At 45.5% G+C, this 18,550-nt stretch carries 17 protein-coding genes; 14 read left to right on the top strand and 3 right to left on the bottom strand.

What is annotated here, in order from left to right; genetic code table 11:
• Positions 1 to 170: 170 nt before the first annotated feature.
• From G3352_RS27745 to G3352_RS27725, 5 genes are all read left to right on the top strand, one after another.
• Positions 171 to 1,517: a cytochrome ubiquinol oxidase subunit I gene (locus G3352_RS27745; protein WP_163761316.1), complete on the top strand. Its 1,347-nt coding sequence runs from the start codon at positions 171 to 173 to the stop codon at positions 1,515 to 1,517.
• On the top strand, positions 1,514 to 2,548 hold the full coding sequence (locus G3352_RS27740) for a cytochrome d ubiquinol oxidase subunit II (protein WP_076291252.1): 1,035 nt from the start codon (positions 1,514 to 1,516) through the stop codon (positions 2,546 to 2,548). The genes G3352_RS27745 and G3352_RS27740 overlap by 4 nt, the downstream gene beginning before the upstream one ends.
• Positions 2,545 to 2,754: a cytochrome bd oxidase small subunit CydS family protein gene (gene cydS, locus G3352_RS27735; protein ID WP_205525100.1), complete on the top strand. Its 210-nt coding sequence runs from the start codon at positions 2,545 to 2,547 to the stop codon at positions 2,752 to 2,754. The genes G3352_RS27740 and cydS overlap by 4 nt, the downstream gene beginning before the upstream one ends.
• Positions 2,755 to 2,825: 71 nt before the next feature.
• Positions 2,826 to 3,890 carry an MBL fold metallo-hydrolase gene (locus G3352_RS27730; RefSeq protein WP_163761315.1) on the top strand — a complete coding sequence of 355 codons (1,065 nt, stop codon included), beginning with the start codon at positions 2,826 to 2,828 and terminating at the stop codon, positions 3,888 to 3,890.
• 215 nt (positions 3,891 to 4,105) lie between these two features.
• The gene (locus tag G3352_RS27725; protein WP_076291255.1) at positions 4,106 to 5,731 is read left to right on the top strand and encodes an ABC-F family ATP-binding cassette domain-containing protein; all 1,626 of its coding nucleotides are present in this window, start codon (positions 4,106 to 4,108) and stop codon (positions 5,729 to 5,731) included.
• Between the two features lie 164 nt (positions 5,732 to 5,895).
• Here the strand turns inward: G3352_RS27725 and G3352_RS27720 are convergent, their stop codons facing one another.
• A complete protein-coding gene (locus tag G3352_RS27720; protein ID WP_063566591.1) occupies positions 5,896 to 6,084 on the bottom strand; it encodes a hypothetical protein in 189 nt (62 codons plus the stop codon).
• Positions 6,085 to 6,375: 291 nt separating this feature from the next.
• On the opposite strand from G3352_RS27720, the gene G3352_RS27715 reads away from it, so the two are divergent.
• Entirely contained in the window at positions 6,376 to 7,266 is an 891-nt protein-coding gene (locus tag G3352_RS27715; RefSeq protein WP_163761314.1) for a cation diffusion facilitator family transporter, read from the top strand.
• Positions 7,267 to 7,371: 105 nt separating this feature from the next.
• Here the strand turns inward: G3352_RS27715 and G3352_RS27710 are convergent, their stop codons facing one another.
• Entirely contained in the window at positions 7,372 to 7,875 is a 504-nt protein-coding gene (locus G3352_RS27710) for a hypothetical protein (protein ID WP_163761313.1), read from the bottom strand.
• Positions 7,876 to 8,273: 398 nt separating this feature from the next.
• On the bottom strand, positions 8,274 to 8,438 hold the full coding sequence (locus tag G3352_RS27705) for a DUF1328 domain-containing protein (RefSeq protein ID WP_017692264.1): 165 nt from the start codon (positions 8,436 to 8,438) through the stop codon (positions 8,274 to 8,276).
• 220 nt (positions 8,439 to 8,658) lie between these two features.
• Here G3352_RS27705 and G3352_RS27700 point away from each other — a divergent pair, with 220 nt between their 5' ends.
• From G3352_RS27700 to G3352_RS27665, 8 genes are all read left to right on the top strand, one after another.
• Positions 8,659 to 9,171, top strand: a complete 513-nt coding sequence (locus tag G3352_RS27700) for a DUF948 domain-containing protein (RefSeq protein WP_163761312.1) — start codon at positions 8,659 to 8,661, stop codon at positions 9,169 to 9,171.
• A gap of 66 nt (positions 9,172 to 9,237) precedes the next feature.
• The gene (locus G3352_RS27695) at positions 9,238 to 9,771 is read left to right on the top strand and encodes a hypothetical protein (RefSeq protein WP_163761311.1); all 534 of its coding nucleotides are present in this window, start codon (positions 9,238 to 9,240) and stop codon (positions 9,769 to 9,771) included.
• Positions 9,772 to 9,864: 93 nt separating this feature from the next.
• The gene (locus G3352_RS27690) at positions 9,865 to 10,209 is read left to right on the top strand and encodes a YflT domain-containing protein (protein WP_064640589.1); all 345 of its coding nucleotides are present in this window, start codon (positions 9,865 to 9,867) and stop codon (positions 10,207 to 10,209) included.
• A gap of 391 nt (positions 10,210 to 10,600) precedes the next feature.
• The gene (locus tag G3352_RS27685) at positions 10,601 to 11,770 is read left to right on the top strand and encodes a PP2C family protein-serine/threonine phosphatase (protein ID WP_163761310.1); all 1,170 of its coding nucleotides are present in this window, start codon (positions 10,601 to 10,603) and stop codon (positions 11,768 to 11,770) included.
• On the top strand, positions 11,767 to 15,486 hold the full coding sequence (locus G3352_RS27680) for a response regulator (RefSeq protein WP_163761309.1): 3,720 nt from the start codon (positions 11,767 to 11,769) through the stop codon (positions 15,484 to 15,486). Before G3352_RS27685 ends, G3352_RS27680 begins: the two co-directional genes overlap by 4 nt.
• A 71-nt stretch (positions 15,487 to 15,557) precedes the next feature.
• Positions 15,558 to 16,430, top strand: coding sequence for a CheR family methyltransferase (locus G3352_RS27675; protein ID WP_205525096.1), 873 nt, complete (start codon positions 15,558 to 15,560; stop codon positions 16,428 to 16,430).
• 16 nt (positions 16,431 to 16,446) lie between these two features.
• Positions 16,447 to 18,123, top strand: a complete 1,677-nt coding sequence (locus tag G3352_RS27670) for a response regulator (protein ID WP_163761308.1) — start codon at positions 16,447 to 16,449, stop codon at positions 18,121 to 18,123.
• Between the two features lie 86 nt (positions 18,124 to 18,209).
• Positions 18,210 to 18,548, top strand: coding sequence for an STAS domain-containing protein (locus G3352_RS27665; protein WP_163761307.1), 339 nt, complete (start codon positions 18,210 to 18,212; stop codon positions 18,546 to 18,548).
• The last annotated feature ends 2 nt before the right edge of the window (positions 18,549 to 18,550 follow it).

Below are 18,550 nucleotides of genomic sequence, written 5' to 3'. Positions count from 1 at the left end.
TGTTCCGTAAACAAGAGAAAACCCTTATTATCGTCTGCCTGGTCGCAGCCGTGATCGTGCTGTATGCCGTTGTCAAAAGTATTATCCGGATCATGAGTTATTGAGGCATATTGTCACACAGGCGATATGAAGTCGTACATAACGATTAAGTGAAAGAGGAGTGTAACCCCATGTCATCCCTGGACCCTGTTCTGCTCAGCCGGATGCTGACCGGTCTAACCTTGTTTGTGCATATCATTTTTGCCTCCATTGGTGTAGGTGTTCCACTCATGATCGCCTTGGCTGAATGGCGCGGGCTGCGCACCAATGATATCCATTACACCTTGCTCGCGCGCAGATGGGCGCGAGGTTTCGTCATTACCGTTGCCGTAGGTGTGGTTACAGGCACCTCAATCGGTTTACAGCTCAGTCTCTTGTGGCCAATGTTTATGCGGGTAGCGGGGCAGGCCATTGCTTTGCCGCTGTTTATGGAGACATTCGCCTTTTTTGTGGAGGCGATCTTTCTTGGTATTTACCTCTACACATGGGACCGATTCAAAAAGAAATATACCCATATGCTGCTGTTGATTCCGGTGGCACTGGGATCCTCTGCTTCTGCGGTATTCATTACAACAGTGAATTCTTTTATGAACCAACCTCAGGGGTTTACCCTAATTAATGGCATCATGAAGGACATCCATCCGATTGCTGCAATGCTGAATCCAGCTACCCCGACCAAGGTATCTCACGTGCTCGCCTCGTCATACACATTGAGTGCGGGTATATTGGCAGGCATCGCTGCATTCAGCTTGCTTCGGGGGCGGGATCATGTGTATTACAAAAAGGCACTTAAGCTTACTACGGTATGTGCGCTCGTATTTGCGGTCAGCACCGTCATGATCGGAGATTCTTCCGGTAAATTTCTAGCGAAATACCAGCCGGAGAAGCTGGCAGCGGCAGAGTGGCATTTCAAAACGATGACGAAAGCGCCGCTGGTCTATGGGGGAATTCTTGACGAGAACAATGAAGTGAAATATGCCATCGAGATTCCCTATGCGCTCAGCATACTGGCGGGAAACAGACCGGATACGGAAGTGAAAGGGCTCGAAGAATTTCCGGCCGATTTGAGGCCGCCGTTGTCTATTCACTATATGTTTGACCTGAAAGTAACGACCGGCGTGATCATTCTGCTAATTCCGGTGCTTTATGTGTTCCGCCGCTGGCTTCCGGGGCGCAAACCTTATCCTAAGTGGCTCTTGCTCGGTATCGTCCTGCTTGGCCCACTGGCCATGATTGCTATTGAGCTAGGCTGGATGTTCGCCGAGGTCGGCAGACAGCCATGGATATTGCGCGGGTACATGAAGGTGTCGGAGGCAGCAACAACATCATCCTCCGTAGGCTGGATGCTGGTTCTGTTTATTCTGCTGTACCTGATCCTTTGCTTTTCAGCTATTCGGGTACTCAGCAAGCTGTTTCGTAACAAGGAAGCAGAGAAGGAACTGGAGTCTCTCGGTCTGGAAGGAGGGATCGTGCATTGAGTTTTGAAATAGCGGGCATCGCAATTTTGTGGACGTTTCTGTTTGGATATCTGATTGTGGCTTCGATTGATTTTGGAGCCGGATTTTTCAGCTTTTACAGCATATTAACGGGGCACGAGAACAAAATTCATAACATTATTCAGCGCTATCTCTCACCCGTGTGGGAAGTGACGAATGTGTTTCTGATCTTTTTTGTTGTCGGGTTGGTCGGATTTTATCCGGATAGCGCTTTTTATTACGGGACAGCGTTGCTTGTTCCGGGTTCATTGGCGATTGTGCTGCTTGCGATCAGGGGCGTGTACTACGCCTATAATACTTATGGGAACCATGGGCAGAACAGCCGAATCTATATGGCATTGTACGGAGCGACGGGATTGCTGATTCCGGCGGTGTTTTCCACCATTTTGGCGATATCCGAAGGTGGAATTATTGAGCAGGTGGGCGATCAGGTGTTTTTTCGCTGGCGTGAGTTTTTGACGAACCCGTATACCTGGTCTGTTGTATTGCTTGCACTGGTAAGTGTGCTCTATATCTCCGCGATGTTTCTTTCCTACTATGCCAAGCGGGCGGAGGATGAGACTGCGTTTGAAGTTCTTCGGGAGTATGCGCTCCTATGGAGTCTGCCGACGATCTTTGCCAGCTTTTTGGCATTTTTGCAGATTAACAAACAGAATCCCGCACACTTTGAGCAGATGTTGAATATTTCATGGATGTTTATCGCATCTTTTATCTGTTTTGTAATCGCCGTCTCGCTAGTATGGAAACGTAAATATTTGGGCTGGTGCTTTATCGCCGTCATGCTGCAGTTTGCCTTTGCCTGGTACGGCTATGGGCGCTCACATCTTCCATACATTCTGTATCCGTACATTAATATTTACGACAGCTTTACGAACAAGACGATGGGTATTGCGCTCATTACGGCGTTCAGCCTAGGGCTGCTGGTGCTCATTCCTTCACTTGTGCTCATTATGAAGCTGTTTCTGTTTGATGCCAATTATGTGCGAGGTAATGCTGGCAAAAAGAAAGGATGAGTCCGTTCATGCTACCCAACATGCTGTTCGTCATGATTCCACGGTTGCTTCTCAGCTCTGACGCGGGAGTGACGGGTATTCCCGGTATAACGGGATTAAGTTTTTTTGAGACCTTTACGATTATGTACGCCCCACCACTGATTATCGTGGCTGCAATTGCATTTTTGTTCGTCTACTTGGCGAAATGCAAAAATCCAAAGGATTGATTCGTTGGTACGTACTTTCCAATTCGGGGTAATCTTTTGTTAAGATACGAGGAGGGGAGGAGGGCCCTTTCATGCCGAAAATCCGTTATAACAACATTGATAATGTAAGTACGGACAAAACGCTGAAGGAATTCAAGCAATGGAGGGAGCAACGGCGCAGCAAAGTTAAGGATTATTCCTACACCGTGCCCAAGCACCCACCTGAACTGGATTATCTGCACGCCAACCGGGCTGAAACCACGATTACCTGGATTGGTCATTCCACATTTTTCATTCAATATCATGGACTAAACATCGTGACAGACCCGGTCTGGGCCGAAAAAATGGGATTTCAGCGCAGACTTGGTGCCCCTGGCATTCCGATTCAGGATATTCCGCCTCTGGATGTCATTTTGATCTCGCATTCACACTATGATCATTTGCATCTCGCATCGCTGCGGAAGTTGGTCACAGCCAAAACACTGCTCATCGTTCCCGATGGTCTCAAACGCAAAATGGTGCGCAAAGGGTTCCATCGGTGTCATGAGATGAAATGGTGGGAACATATTACGCTTGGCGGGGTCAAAATAACCTTTGTACCTGCGCAGCACTGGACGCGCCGAACCCTATTCGATACCAATACGTCCCATTGGGGCGGTTATGTTTTGGAACAGAATCACCCGGCAGTCATTCCATCGGAGGAGAGTGCCGCGACGAGTGAAGACCAAGATCATGAAAATCCCCGAGCAGCAGAAACGATTAATCCAATAGAAGCGCCGGCTGATCATTCTCCTGGCGGTCCGCCAGTGATTTATTTTGTAGGGGATACAGGATACTTCCAGGGATTCAAAACGATCGGAGAACGCTTCGACATCGGTGTTACCCTGATGCCAATCGGTGCGTACGACCCGGAATGGTTCATGACATCCCAACATGTGACGCCGGAAGAAGCGTTGCAGGGATTTGTAGAAACGGGTTCCCAGCTTATGGTTCCCATGCATTATGGAACATTTAAGCTTGCAGATGACACACCGAAGGAAGCACTTGATCGAATGGAAGTGGAACGGGAACGACTGGGAATCAACGCAGCACGCATTCGGGTGCTGGGACATGGCGAGACGCTCCGTATCCGGCACGAAGAAAGTAAACAAGACTAACAAAAGTGATCTAGATATGCTAATGTAAGGGTATACCCGCATGAACGGTACATTTACCAAATCTTTAACGATTAAAAAGCGGCCAATTTTCGAATTTGCCGCTTTTTTGTGTTATAATATGGTGCCAGAATAGGCTTCGGGATATTGAATCCATGATTGATGCAAGTTGCTATTCATGCAGTATGCAGAATATTAAATAAAGGATGGTATGCTTAATGATTAGTACAAGCGGCATCACGCTCCGCTACGGAAAACGTGCACTTTTTGAAGATGTGAATATCAAGTTCACGCCAGGCAACTGTTACGGTCTGATCGGCGCCAACGGAGCCGGCAAATCAACATTTTTGAAAATTTTGTCCGGTGAAATTGAAGCAAACTCGGGAGAGGTGCACATCACCCCGGGCGAACGCATGGCCGTTTTGAAGCAAAACCACTTTGAATATGATGAGTATCCGGTTCTCGAAACTGTAATTATGGGCCACAGCCGTCTTTATTCCATCATGAAAGAGAAGGACGCATTGTATGCCAAAGCGGACTTTACTGAAGAAGATGGTTTGCGTGCAGGTGAGCTTGAAGGTGAGTTTGCTGAGTTGAATGGCTGGGATGCTGAGCCGGATGCAGCGGCTCTCCTGATCGGTCTGGGTATTGAACGTGACATGCATGAGAAGAAAATGGTTGATCTGAGCGGTAACGAAAAAGTTCGTGTCCTGCTTGCACAAGCCTTGTTTGGTCGTCCAAACAACCTGTTGCTCGATGAGCCTACCAACCACTTGGACCTCGAATCCATTCAATGGCTGGAAAACTTCCTCATGGACTATGAAGGTACCGTTATTGTAGTATCCCATGACCGTCACTTCCTGAACAAAGTATGTACACACATTGCAGATATCGATTTCGGTAAAATCCAGCTGTACGTAGGTAACTACGATTTCTGGTATGAATCCAGCCAATTGGCACTTGCATTGCAACGTGATGCTAACAAGAAAAAAGAAGAGAAGATTAAAGAGCTGCAAGCCTTTATTCAACGTTTCTCTGCGAATGCTTCCAAATCGAAGCAGGCGACTTCACGTAAGAAACAACTCGACAAAATCACGTTGGATGATCTTCGTCCATCGAACCGGAAATATCCGTTCATCAACTTCAAGCCTGAGCGTGAAGCGGGTAAACAATTGTTGACCGTTGACCGTATCAACAAAACAATTGATGGTGTGAACATGCTGAATGATCTCAGCTTTGTGGTGAATAAAGGGGATAAGATTGCCTTTGTTGGCCCGAACGGTAACGCCAAATCGTTGTTGTTTGATATCCTTATGGGTGAAACGGAAGCGGATAGTGGTGAATACACTTGGGGTATTACTACAACTCAGGCTTATTTCCCGAAAGACAACTCCAAATATTTTGACGGAGTAGATATGAGTCTCGTGGATTGGCTTCGTCAATATTCCAAAGATCAGGATGAAACATACCTGCGTGGATTCTTGGGTCGTATGTTGTTCTCAGGCGAGGAATCCCTGAAAAAAGCAAGTGTACTCTCCGGGGGCGAGAAGGTTCGTTGTATGCTGGCGAAAATGATGCAAACAGGCGCAAACGCTCTGATTTTGGATGAGCCAACGAACCACTTGGATCTGGAGTCCATTACCGCACTGAACAATGGTATGATTGATTTTGACGGCACTATGCTGTTTACATCCCATGACCATCAGTTCATTCAAACCATCGCTAACCGGATTATTGAAATCACGCCAAACGGCGTTATTGATCGCCAAATGAGTTATGATGAGTATCTGGAAAGTGACGAAATTAAAGAATTGCGTAACAAAATGTATCCGGTAGAAGCTTAAGATAAGCTAATCTGTCTACATTGAGTATGGTTAACGTAGTTAACTATTCGTTTTAATATAAAAAAAGAACCGCAAGCTCTCCAGAGGAGGCTTGCGGTTCTTTTTTGGTCATACAGGGTGATCCTGTAACCATAGAAACATCTCATACAAGAGCTTCTTGCGGTCTAGGATCCGCCAGTACGGCGGCGCTGATTGTTAGGCTTTTTGTTGTTTTGGCTCTTCATTGCTTTAGGGCCGCCTTCAAAATAGGCACTGGATTGGTTACCGGTGTTTGCCTGTTCTTTCTTCTGTGCCAGTTTCTGGCGTATGGCATCCTGCAAACTGACCTTTTTCGGTTCGTTATTATCGCTCATCGTTATTTCCCTCCCGGTCTTACAGTAAGCCGTCCAAATTGGACGGGATGTATTCATTTTATACGTTTTACAAAAGCCCCACAAGGGCAACCTGATAAAATGCTGAATTCCTTCATTTTTTGACTGGGCCAACATTTTTTCTCTTTACCTACAGCCCTGCGGTCTGGCAACTTTGTTTCGGCTTCCCTACAGCAATGCAGCTTGGCAACACTGTTTCTATAGACCCACACGGTACGCATTTGGTAACATGGAACAACTGTAATACGAAACGTTAAAGGAGTGTCGCCCGGTTTGAACGCCTACGAAGAAATACGCAAAGGAGAGCGCGGAGCTTGGGTCAGTATTGTGGCCTATCTGGTCTTGTCTGCTTTTAAATTGATCTGCGGATATTTGTTTGCTTCCAGCGCTTTGCTGGCGGATGGTTTTAATAACCTTACAGATATTGTTGCGTCTGTTGCGGTATTGATCGGACTCCGCATATCCCAGAAGCCACCTGATTCCGATCATGCCTATGGTCACTTTAGAGCGGAAACAGTCGCTGCCCTAATTGCTTCATTTATTATGGCCATGGTTGGCCTGCAGGTATTGGTTGAAGCGGTTCGTTCCTGGTATGAAGGAAACTTTGTAGCACCAAACCTGTGGTCAGCAGCAGTTGCAGTTGTCTGTGTGCTGGTAATGCTGGGCGTATATCGTTACAATCATCGTCTTGCCAAACAAATTAATAGTCAGGCCCTGATGGCTGCAGCCAAAGATAATCGTTCGGATGCCTGGGTCAGCATAGGTGCTGCGATCGGAATCATCGGTGCACAATTTGGCCTTCCTTGGTTGGACAAAGTAGCTGCAATTGCTGTAGGTCTGTTGATTTGTAAGACAGCTTGGGAGATTTTCCGTGATTCAACACATCGTCTGACAGACGGATTTGATCAGAAGGAACTCACTGACCTAAGATCATCTGTGGCGCGAGTTCCTGGTGTGGAAATGATCAAGGACGTGAAAGCACGTGTGCACGGCAGTCATGTACTGGTGGATGTGGTTATTGAGGTGGATGGAGGACTGAGCCTAATCGAAGGTCATCAGATCTGTGACCGGGTCGAAGAGCGCTTGAAACGTTCACATAATATTATGCATGTACATGTGCATGTGGAGCCGAAGATGGAAGAAGGCAAGACGGGAAGCCCTTGAAATCGGGAGGGACAAACCGGAAATAAGCGCATTTGAAATGAAAAAGAGGACAGCCGCTGCCTGCGTGCTGTCCTCTTTACTTATCGTTAGAACGATTATACGATACTATTGAATAGCAACGTGGATCCAAGCTTTACCTTTCCACGTATACACTTGTACCCATTGACCACCATCGAAACCATCTACAACTTCACCTGTCGTATCGATGACTTGGGAACCCAGTGCACCGATTGGTTTGCCATTTGGTGCATCATAGAACCATGTGCGCTCCAACAGGTTGAGCAGCATCGTAGGGACCAGAACCTCATCTCCTGCTTTCACTACAGGCTCATCAAAGATTTTGTCATCTGTTGTTGATGTTGTTGTTTCAGTAGTCGTTGAAGTACCTTCTGTACCCGTTGTGTCTACTGTTGTGCCAGTTACGGTCTCAGCTGTGCCTTCTACAGTGTCTACAGCAGGTTTGTTCACTTCAACAGCCGGCGTTGTTGTGGTTGTGGGAGTTCCCGTTTCTGGAGCTACCGTTCCGGTAACCGCTTCCTCAGCACCTGCGGCAGCAGCCATGGAACCCATCAAAGTCAGAGCAGCGGCAAAACTTACGATTTTTTTCATTTGTTTTTCCTCCTCGGTTAGGTATGTAGTTTGTTGTCCTGTGTTAAAAGTAACCAAGCAAGCTTACTTCTGAATCACAAATTATAACAATATTTTCTTGGATTCTCCAGTGTCAACTGGAGCATATGTGGGTATAAGGAGAGCCTGTAAATATCATACTTCGGTGGGAGAAAACCGGGTTGGCTATGTCATAATGGTCCTGTTTTTATGATGTAATCGTGGAGAAGCGATGGAATAGACGAGAAGGGAGCGTAATACATAATAGAGATAAGTCGTAACGTGGTTGGGGGAGAATTGTTGCAAAAAAGAGATTATGAACGCACAAAAGCCTACCGGCTTTTGCAAGCGCGATAGGCTTTTGTATGTACCGAATGCTGTTCATAATTGGGAAGCCCCATTCATCGCATTCGACTGCGTCCCGTAATCAGGGAGATGACGAACAGTACAACAAAGATGAAGAATAGTACTTTGGCAATCGAAGCAGCTGCCTCAACAATACCGAAGAATCCAAAAATACCTGCAACAAGAGCAATAATTAGAAATAGTACCGACCATTTCAACATGGGTATCATCCTTTCGTTTATAGAACTTTGGTAGCGAGAAGTGTTCGTCTCACTGCCGTGTGTAGTTGTTCTTTAACCGAGGCCTTTCGGGTTGAAACATTGCGAGATTTTACCAGGAGGAGTTGTTTTTACAGTTCATATCCTATTTGTTTCGCCTCGGAATGGGTCGGGTAACTAAGCAATAACAAAACCGATTTATACTGGAAAGTGAGGTTCTTTTATGATCTATCAAATTAGCGTGGCTTTAATTGCAATTGCATTTGCAGTACTTGTATTCTTCTTAATTCGTACCTTGAAGTCCGCTCAGGGTTCACTCGACAATGTGTCACAGACACTGCAGGAAGTTCAGAAGACCATTGATGAGCTTAGTTATGAAGTCAAACAGACAGTAAGGCATGCCAATGATATTACAGTTGATGTGCAGCACAAAATGAAACAAATTGATCCCGTTATGGAATCTGTACAAAACCTGGGAGAAGTGCTGAACGAAGTGACGGAAGCAGCAAAGCAGGTGTCATCCACTTTGATGGCCAAGTTTCAGACGAAACGCAGCAGCACTGAACAGAGCAAACGTTCAGAAGTAGCGAATGTAGTACAGACACCGCCTGCTACACCGACAGATCGGACACTGCAATCCTATGAAGCTACATATCATGATGATGCCAAAGGCGGAAAAAGCTGGCTGAAATATGTGGATGTAGCCGCTAATGTATGGCAACGTATGCGGAAATAGCATGACCGTTTTGTAATCAATAGACGTCTTCAGAGCGGTGATGAACCTGATGAAAGGGTGAGAATCATGATGAAACTACTGCTTGTTATGTTTAGCGTAATTTCTCCCTTTTCCGTTCAACCGGCAGCGGTACCCGCTGCTCATGATATGCAATGGACGGTAGTGGAAGAGGAGACACCAGAGATCATTCTGGCTGCTGATCGATCCGGACCTGTCCAGCACTTTCGGACTCTGAATGACATTTCTCTGGATGACAGCATCGATGATATTTTAGCCAAGAAAGGCCAACCTGTTCATAAGGAGAATGATCCATACCTGGGTTGCCCTGAGTATCAATTCAAAGATGTAACGGTTGGGCTCTGCGAAGATACAGGAGTGGTTAATTATGTGCATATTGATGCTTCCGAGAAACGTCTTAAGCTTAATCAGGAATGGATTGATATGAATATTGAAGCCATTCGAGATGTTTTGGGCAAGCCGTATTATGTAGCAGAGGATGGAGAAGTATTTCTTCGGGGAAGTCAGGCGCTGAAGGTATACATGAAGCCAGGCTCCAATCATATTGAAGGAATAGACCTCTTTGATGAATTGGTTTCCTAGGATTGGTTAATCCACAAGCGTTTCAACCGGATATCGTATGGTTATATACTAAGTAGCTCGATAAAGAAGATCAATCAGAGGAGAGTGGAAACGATGAATTCAACCAATGCGCAAGCTTATGCAAAAGTGGTAGAAAACGGAGTCCAAGCGGTAGAAGCGGTGAAAGAGTTGCAGATTACCGGATACCTTGCTGATCATATCTTCGTTCTAGCCCATGAAAAGGATCGTACAGATCGGATTGCCGATACGGCAGATGCCAAAGAGATTGGCATCAAGGAAGAAGGCGTATTTGATTCCTTGGCGAATCTGTTCCGCTCCCGCGGTGATGAACTACGGGCCAAAATTGTTTCGATGGGCTTCACCGAAGCTGAGGCAGATTTTTACGAGAGTGAACTCGATAAAGGCAAAGTACTTGTGATTGCCAAAAAGAAAGAATAGCTTAGCTGATACAAACATGTAAGCTGGAGCCTTCTGAGAATGGACAAGCTTCAGAATCGAGTATTTTGCATCAATCAAAAGAGCTTTTAAGTTGTTGACGCAGAATGCTTAACCAAAAACATAGATAAGGAATGGGGATGTCCCCATTCCTTATCTATGTTTTTGCAAGTTTGGAAGCGGGATCAGAACGCAGCAAAAACAGGGTAATTAGCGGGGGAATTCTCCTGCGATGGTGCCATTTACTGATAGAAGTTTTCTGATAATACGATTATAGTTATACTAGGAATTATTATGTCTACCGCTGTGTTGTATGCGAAATTTGTATAATTAAGGTTGTTAGCTGACCTGATAAGAATCGACAAACCCGGACGCCACAGATAAGGAGATAGAAATGAGAATACTTATTGTTGACGACAATCCGACGAATGTCATTATCATTCGAGAAATTCTGAAAAAAGAAAACTATCGTGACATTGTAACGGCAAGTTCTGCCATGGAAATGTTTGAAGTCCTTGGGATTGGTGAGGAAAACAATGAACTTCGTCCCAAGCCGTCGGATATTGACCTAATTTTGCTAGATATGATGATGCCAGAGATGGATGGAATTGAAGCATGCAGTATTGTGCAAAAATTTGAAAATCTCAAGGATATACCTATTATTATGGTAACCGCGATCGGAGATTCTAAGAAATTGGCCGAAGCTCTTGATGCAGGTGCATCCGATTATGTGACCAAACCAATTAACAAAGTCGAATTGATGGCCAGAATCCGTCTTGCGCTTCGCCTAAAGCAGGAGAAGGACTGGCATAAAGAGCGGGATCAGCGGATTCAGGATGAACTGAAACTTGCGGCTATGGTACAGAATGCTGTGTTAAGCCCAGCAATTGAAGATCCGTTGTTCCATGTTAATGCTATTTACAAACCTTCGTTTGAACTTGCGGGTGATCTGTATTCCTGGTACCCGCTTGGTGAAGGCAGATATGGAGTCCTCTTGCTGGATATGATGGGGCATGGGATATCTTCATCGCTATTTACCATGTTCATTGCTTCCGTACTGAAAGACACGGTTACAACGTATGTAGACCCGGAGAAGGTTATTCAGGAGCTGAATCGACGCTTTAATCAGTTGCATCTAGAAAAACAGCTGGTGCAGTACTATTTTACAGCGATATATCTGGTCGTAGATACACGCATGAAGCGGATTGATTATGTTAACGCAGGCCATCCGCCAGCACTCTTTTTCCGTCACGACGGAAGTGTGACAACGTTTGACAGCGTCTGCTGTCCTGTTGGTCTGTTTGACAAGATGGATATTGAACCACAGACCATTCACTACGAAGGCGATGGGCACATTGCACTTTATACGGATGGGCTAACCGAAGCTGTTCAGGGCGATCAGGAAATGCAGCAGACGTTTCTGAAGGAAAAACTGGCGGGTTCCCACCAGTGGGATGAAGCGGCCATGCAGGCGTTGTTCTTCGATGATGAAATTCCGCAGGAGCGGGATGATGATAAATGTTTGGTGTGGATTACCTTAAATAAAGGGGTCGAAGCTGAATGAAGATCAGAAATAAACTGCTGATTGGCTTTACCGCTCTGATGGCCATCATGATCGTGCTTACATTTGTAAGTTACGAACGGCTGAACAGCAGCAATAAACAGCTAGATCAGATATATCAGGAGCGATACCTTAAGGTTAGATACACTTCTGCAGCACGTGGAGAGGTCAATGATATAGCCAAAGTGCTGGCTAATTTGTTGCTGAATCCCAATAATTCGATTAGTGCAGCAGATGGTGATCTGAAGGAGATGAAGGAAAAAGGCGAAAGCTCTCTTAAGGAAGTCCGGGAACGGGCAGACAGTGCACCAGAACATCAATTGGTGGATCGTGTAAATACCGCATGGGAAGCCTACAATGACTACGCTTCTAAACAGGTCAGTTTTATATCCCAGAATCGGGTTGAAGATGCAAATAACTACCGGAATTCAACGGGGCTAGCCGTTCAAAAGGAAGCTGTAGATAGCCTGAATGCTCTTTCCCGCTATCAGGATCAGGAGATAGATACCGAGATTAAGGATGCAAACGCAGCCTATACACGAGCAGTCCAGGTTACAGTAGGCATTATGATTGCAGGGTTGCTGCTTGCACTCGGGGTTATCCTGTGGGTGCTACCAAGTATTACAAGAGGTCTCAATACCGTGTCCATGATGATCAACAGTTTTGGTAAAGGTCGTTATCGCACGATCAGACGTATACAGGTCAAATCCACCGATGAGATCGGTCAGATTGCCAGCGTGTTCAAGGAGGTTTCCAGTGATCTGGAAGAAAAGCTGGAAGTGGAGAAAGCTTATTTACAAGCACAGCAAGATCAGAACTTCATGAGTTCGAATATAGCCAGAGTGCCGGAATTGTTACGGGGGATTGGATCAATCCGCCAGATTTCCCAGATGTTTATCAGTGAATTTACGCCTGTACTTGGAGCTCAACTGGGCGTTGTATATCTGATTGATGAAGAGAAACACCCGGACGAACTGAGACGTTATGGTGCCTATGCCTTTGAAGAGAACGAAGATGTAGGTAAAGAAGTTTATCGAATTGGCGAGGGACTAATCGGCCAAGCCGCACTGGATATGACTCCAGTCGTACTGGACAGCACTCCAGAAGATTATGTGAACATTGGCTCAGCCACAGGCTCATCGCGTGCTTCTGGTGTTATGATTTATCCTGTCGTGTTTGAAGATGAACTGATCGGTGTTGTTGAGTTGGCTTCCTTTGAAGGTTTCACGAACTTGCAAAAGCAGCTATTTTCTCAACTGATTATGAATCTGGGTGTTATCCTCAACAACGTTCGTCGCCGTTTGCGGGTGGAGGAACTACTGCGTGAATCCCAGGCACTTACCGAGGAATTACAGGTTCAATCCGAAGAACTTCAGACACAGCAAGAGGAGCTGCGTCGTTCCAATGAAAATCTGGAAGAACAAACAGGGGCTCTCAAACGATCTGAAGAGCTGCTGCAGCGCCAACAGGAAGAATTGGAACATTTTAATACCGAGCTGATTGCCAAGACTCGCGCATTGGAAGAACAAGTGCGTGAAGTGGAAGAGAAAAATGACGAGATAGAGACAACAAAAACACAGTTGGAACAGCAAGCCATGCAATTGTCGATGACCAGTAAGTACAAGTCCGAATTTTTGGCGAATATGTCGCATGAACTGCGTACACCACTCAACAGTCTGCTGATTCTGTCCCAACTGTTGTCGGAGAACAAGGATGGAAACCTGAGTGTTAAACAGCAGGAATATGCCCAGACGATCTATATGTCTGGTGCAGATTTGCTGAAAATGATTGATGAAATTTTGGATCTGTCCAAGGTGGATGCGGGCAAAATGGATATCAATTATGAAACGGTGCGAATGGAAGAACTGACCAGCTTTGTTCAACAGAATTTTGGCCCAATGGCGAATAAAAAAGAACTCAACCTGAACATTGAGTTCGACAGCAATTTGCCGGAATGGGTATATACCGACAGCCATCGCGTCAAACAGATTTTGCGAAATCTGTTGTCGAACGCGTTCAAGTTTACCAATCGAGGATCTGTTAGCCTGATTGGACGAAAAATGAAAACAGAAGAGCTTCCTGGGTACCTCAATACGAACCAGGAATATGTAGGCTTTACCGTGAAGGATACCGGGATTGGAATTCCATCAGACAAAACGGATCTGATCTTTGAAGCATTCCAGCAGGTGGACGGTACAACCAGCCGTAAATATGGCGGAACTGGCTTGGGATTGTCAATAAGCCGCGAACTTGCCCGACTGCTTGGCGGTGCTATCAAGGTAGAGTCTTCCGAAGGTGTGGGCAGTTCCTTTACCTTGTTCCTGCCGGATAATCACGAAGATGAGGTTCAGGTGGATGACGCCGTAAGAGAAGCCGCAGTTGCTTCTGAGATTGAAAACTTCGGAAGAGACTCACAGACGATGCATTCGGGTAGACAGACCGTGCTCACACCTGACCCGGATAGCACTTCGTTCATGGAGCTGCCTCAAACTGATTTACCTGTGCTGGCACAGCTGGAGGATGATCAGGAGAATTTAGTGGAAGGTGACAAGATTCTCCTCATCATCGAGGACGATGTGAATTTTGCGCATATTTTGATGGATATGGCGAGAGGTAGAGGATTTAAGGCTATTGTGGCGCTTCAGGGAGACAAAGGACTCGAAATGGCCCGTCAATATTTGCCGGATGCCATCATCCTTGATATTCAGTTGCCTGTCATGGATGGCTGGGCGATTCTGGGTGAACTGAAAAGCAGCTCGGCGACACGTCATATCCCGGTACATGTCATTTCAGTTATTGATGATATGAAACAAGGTTTGATGATGGGAGCCATTGCTTATCTGAAAAAACCTTCCAGTAAAGATTCGCTGGATAAAGCTTTCTCCCATATCGAATCCTATACAGAGAATCAATTGAAACGTCTATTAATTGTGGAAGATGATGAAATACAGCGGAAAGCCATTATTGAACTGATTGGCCATGATGATGTCGCTATCACAGCAGTGTCCACTGGCAGTGAGGCATTGAATGAATTGCACAGTCAACGCTATGACTGCATGGTGCTGGACTTGATGCTGACAGATATGACCGGATTCGAGCTGCTTGACCAGATTCGGGACGATCAGTATTTGAATGATTTGCCGATCATTATTTATACAGGTAAAGAGCTGGACAGCAAAGAAGAGATGAAGCTTCGCAAATACGCGGAGTCCATTATTATCAAGGACGTGAAGTCGCCTGAGCGTCTGCTCGATGAGACGACGTTGTTCCTGCACCGGGTAGAAGCTAATCTTCCGGAAGACAAGCGTCGGATTCTGCAGAAGCTTCATAACAAGGAAACCCTGTTTGAAGGTAAGAAAATATTGCTAGTGGATGACGACATCCGTAATGTGTTTGCCCTTTCAAGTGTACTTGAAGGCTATCGTATGGATGTGACATTTGCGGAGAACGGTCGTGAAGCTCTGGAGATTCTGGATAAGAACCCGGAAATCGACCTGGTATTAATGGATATGATGATGCCGGAAATGGACGGTTATGAGGCTATGACACGGATCAGACAGATACCGAAATTCGAAAAATTGCCAATTATCGCCTTAACCGCAAAAGCGATGAAAGAGGATCGAGGCAAGTGTATTGAGGCTGGAGCATCCGATTATGTGAAAAAACCGATCCAAACGGATCAATTGTTATCCTTAATGCGGGTATGGCTGTATTCGTAACCCGATAGTTTGGGTAATGAAGGACAATACATCTATTATGTAAGTAACAAATGGAGAAGTGGAGAGAAAATATGACACCGTGGGAACCTACCGAGGCGGAGGCAGAATCGATCCGCATGCCGCAAGACGAAGAGCGTGAACTGATCGAGATCGAGTTGCTATTGGAAGGTATGCACCGTTTATATGGATATGATTTCAGGAACTACGCATTACCGTCGTTAAGACGGAGAATCTGGCATTATCTACATGCCGAAGGGCTGAAGACCATTTCGGGTTTACAGGAGAGAGTTCTTCATGACCGATCTGTATTTGATCGTTTTATACAGAATCTGTCCATCCCTGTAACGGAAATGTTTCGTGATCCGACCTTGTTTCGTTTCTTCCGGGAACAGATCATTCCCGTACTGAGGACATATCCGTATATACGGATATGGCATGCAGGATGTTCTACAGGGGAAGAAGTCTATTCCATGGCGATTATGCTGCATGAAGAAGGACTGTACGACAAAGCAAGAATATACGCGACAGATATGAATGATCGCTCATTACAACAGGCCAAGGAAGGCGTATATGGCATTGAAAAAATGAAATTATATACTACAAACTATTTGGAAGCCGGGGGCACCCGCGCATTCTCGGAGTATTACACCGCCAAATATAATTCCGTGATATTTCATCCTTATCTACGGAAAAATATTATTTTTGCCGAACATAATTTGGCAACAGACCGGTCATTTAACGAGTTTAATGTAATCTTCTGCCGCAATGTCATGATTTACTTCAATGATGAACTGCGGAACCATGTGCACGGACTTTTTCATGAAAGTTTGAGCCACTTCGGCATCCTAGTTCTGGGGTCTAAAGAATCGATACATTTTACGGAATTCAGCGATGCCTACGAGCCGTTAGACCGGACGGAAAAAATATACCGGAAGATTAAATAGGGGGTTAGGCTTAGTCATGGGGCTCAATGAACCAATCCACATATTATTGGTAGATGACCGCCCCGAGAACCTGCTCGCTCTCGAAGCGGTTCTGGAATCGGAACAGTACAAGCTCGTTAAGGCAACCTCCGGGGAAGAGGCACTTCGCTGTTTGCTGAAAGACGAATTTGCGGTCATTGTGCTGGATGTGCAGATGCCTGGGATGGACGGAATTGAGACAGCAAAATTAATTAAGGCGCGTGATAAGTCCAAGGACGTGCCGATTATATTCATCTCTGCAAATAGCAGAGAGGCAGAGCACTTATTTGCAGGTTATTCCGCAGGGGCCATTGATTATATGGTCAAGCCGTTTATCCCTCAGATTTTGAAATCCAAAATCGAGGGCTTTGTAGAAATGTTTATCACGAATAAACGTTTGAAAACACAGACGATGCTGCTGCATCAAAAGACGCAGGAACTGGAGAAAATGAATCAGCAGCTCATTCAGGCCAAAGAGGAAGCGGAAATCGCTGCAAACGCGAAGACCGAGTTTCTTGCCATGATGAGTCATGAGATTCGTACGCCGATGAATGGCGTTATCGGTATGGTTGATCTGTTGATGGAAACGGATCTGAAAGAAGATCAGAAGGAATACGCGGACATTGTACGTCGCAGTGCCGATGCACTCGTTACGGTGATTAACGATATCCTTGATTTCACCAAGATGGAATCCGGCAAAATGGAGCTGGAAGAGCATCCGTTCGAACTTGTGTCCTGTATTCGTGAAGTACTGAGACTGTTCGCGGTAGAAGCCGGCAAAAAGAATATTGAGCTGGAATATTTTCTGGAAGATTCGGTACCCGAACTGATCTATGGTGATATGGCAAGGCTGCGCCAGGTTTTGTTAAATCTGATTGCCAATGCCATCAAGTTCACGGACCATGGCGGCGTGTATCTGATCGTATCCGTTAATGAGGAAAAAGACGGGCGAATGACGCTGGAGTTTGCTGTAAAAGATACAGGAATAGGTATAGCCCAAGATAAAGTAGATCGTCTATTCCAGCCGTTTTCCCAACTGGATACTTCTATGACGCGTAAGTATGGTGGAACCGGACTGGGGCTGGCTATATGCAAAACGCTCGTTGAAATGATGGGTGGAAAGATATATCTGGATACGTCGGAGATGCGTGGTGCTACGTTTGTATTTACCATTCAGGCGCAGCGGTATGTCGAGAATGATCTTTCGACAGGTATTGGGGAAGATCAGCTTACAGACATTAAAAAAAATTATGAAATGCATCCAAGCGTATTAATCGTTGATGATCACCCTATAAATCAGAAACTAATGTCTATTATGCTGGGCAAGCTTGGACTCGTGTCAGATATTGCTGAAGATGGCAAGAAGGCGCTGGATATGGTTTTGGCGAACCGCAACTATGATTATATATTTATGGATTTGCAAATGCCTGTGATGGATGGATTGGAATGTTCTGGCAGAATTCGTGAGAGCCTTCCTCAAGACCAGCAGCCGGTTATTATAGCGATGACCGCCAATGTCATGGATGGTATTCAGCAGCGATGTTCCAATGTTGGTATGGACGATTACATCAGCAAACCTGTGAAAATGGGTAATGTGAAACAGAAGTTATCCCGTTTTCAAGAAGAGAGGCAAGTGTTCAAATCCAACACATCGGCCATAAATCAGGCCAATTGAAATATTTGCTAATTCGATTACTGTTTCATATGTGCTGTAGATGGGTTATTAGGTAAAGAAACCATTGATCAGGAGAGAGATGTCTAATGAATACAAATAAAAGTGAAAAATTCAATGCAAGAACAGAAACACATGACGGCGTGTGCACGGTGTATCTGACTGGCGAACTGGATTTGTCAGTTGCTCCTGAATTCCGTTTGGTGATGGAGCCGTTAGTGGACAACAAGGAACAAGATTTGATTATTAATATGCAAGACTTGAAGTACATCGATAGTACAGGGATTGGCATCCTGTTATCTGTTCTGAAAGCACGGCATGGAATGGAAGCTCGCTTTGAAGTACAGGAAGTTCCTGCGCAAATTCAGAAACTTTTTGATATGACGGGTATTGCCAAATTCTTTGTCTCACAGAAGAATTCCCAATAGGA

The organism is Paenibacillus sp. ALJ109b, assembly GCF_010747435.1.
Taxonomy (GTDB): domain Bacteria; phylum Bacillota; class Bacilli; order Paenibacillales; family Paenibacillaceae; genus Paenibacillus; species Paenibacillus taichungensis.
This window is presented reverse-complemented; position numbering and strand designations above follow the sequence as displayed.

Excerpts from the sequence above, each read along its gene's own strand:
- G3352_RS27730 (WP_163761315.1), top strand. The coding sequence starts at position 2,826 with ATGCCGAAAATCCGTTATAACAACATTGATAATGTAAGTACGGACAAA.
- G3352_RS27685 (WP_163761310.1), top strand. The coding sequence starts at position 10,601 with ATGAGAATACTTATTGTTGACGACAATCCGACGAATGTCATTATCATT.
- G3352_RS27675 (WP_205525096.1), top strand. The coding sequence starts at position 15,558 with ATGACACCGTGGGAACCTACCGAGGCGGAGGCAGAATCGATCCGCATG.
- G3352_RS27670 (WP_163761308.1), top strand. The coding sequence starts at position 16,447 with ATGGGGCTCAATGAACCAATCCACATATTATTGGTAGATGACCGCCCC.
- cydS (WP_205525100.1), top strand. The coding sequence starts at position 2,545 with ATGAGTCCGTTCATGCTACCCAACATGCTGTTCGTCATGATTCCACGG.
- G3352_RS27695 (WP_163761311.1), top strand. The coding sequence starts at position 9,238 with ATGATGAAACTACTGCTTGTTATGTTTAGCGTAATTTCTCCCTTTTCC.
- G3352_RS27710 (WP_163761313.1), bottom strand. The coding sequence starts at position 7,875 with ATGAAAAAAATCGTAAGTTTTGCCGCTGCTCTGACTTTGATGGGTTCC.
- G3352_RS27725 (WP_076291255.1), top strand. The coding sequence starts at position 4,106 with ATGATTAGTACAAGCGGCATCACGCTCCGCTACGGAAAACGTGCACTT.
- G3352_RS27705 (WP_017692264.1), bottom strand. The coding sequence starts at position 8,438 with ATGTTGAAATGGTCGGTACTATTTCTAATTATTGCTCTTGTTGCAGGT.
- G3352_RS27745 (WP_163761316.1), top strand. The coding sequence starts at position 171 with ATGTCATCCCTGGACCCTGTTCTGCTCAGCCGGATGCTGACCGGTCTA.
- G3352_RS27665 (WP_163761307.1), top strand. The coding sequence starts at position 18,210 with ATGAATACAAATAAAAGTGAAAAATTCAATGCAAGAACAGAAACACAT.
- G3352_RS27690 (WP_064640589.1), top strand. The coding sequence starts at position 9,865 with ATGAATTCAACCAATGCGCAAGCTTATGCAAAAGTGGTAGAAAACGGA.
- G3352_RS27700 (WP_163761312.1), top strand. The coding sequence starts at position 8,659 with ATGATCTATCAAATTAGCGTGGCTTTAATTGCAATTGCATTTGCAGTA.
- G3352_RS27680 (WP_163761309.1), top strand. The coding sequence starts at position 11,767 with ATGAAGATCAGAAATAAACTGCTGATTGGCTTTACCGCTCTGATGGCC.
- G3352_RS27720 (WP_063566591.1), bottom strand. The coding sequence starts at position 6,084 with ATGAGCGATAATAACGAACCGAAAAAGGTCAGTTTGCAGGATGCCATA.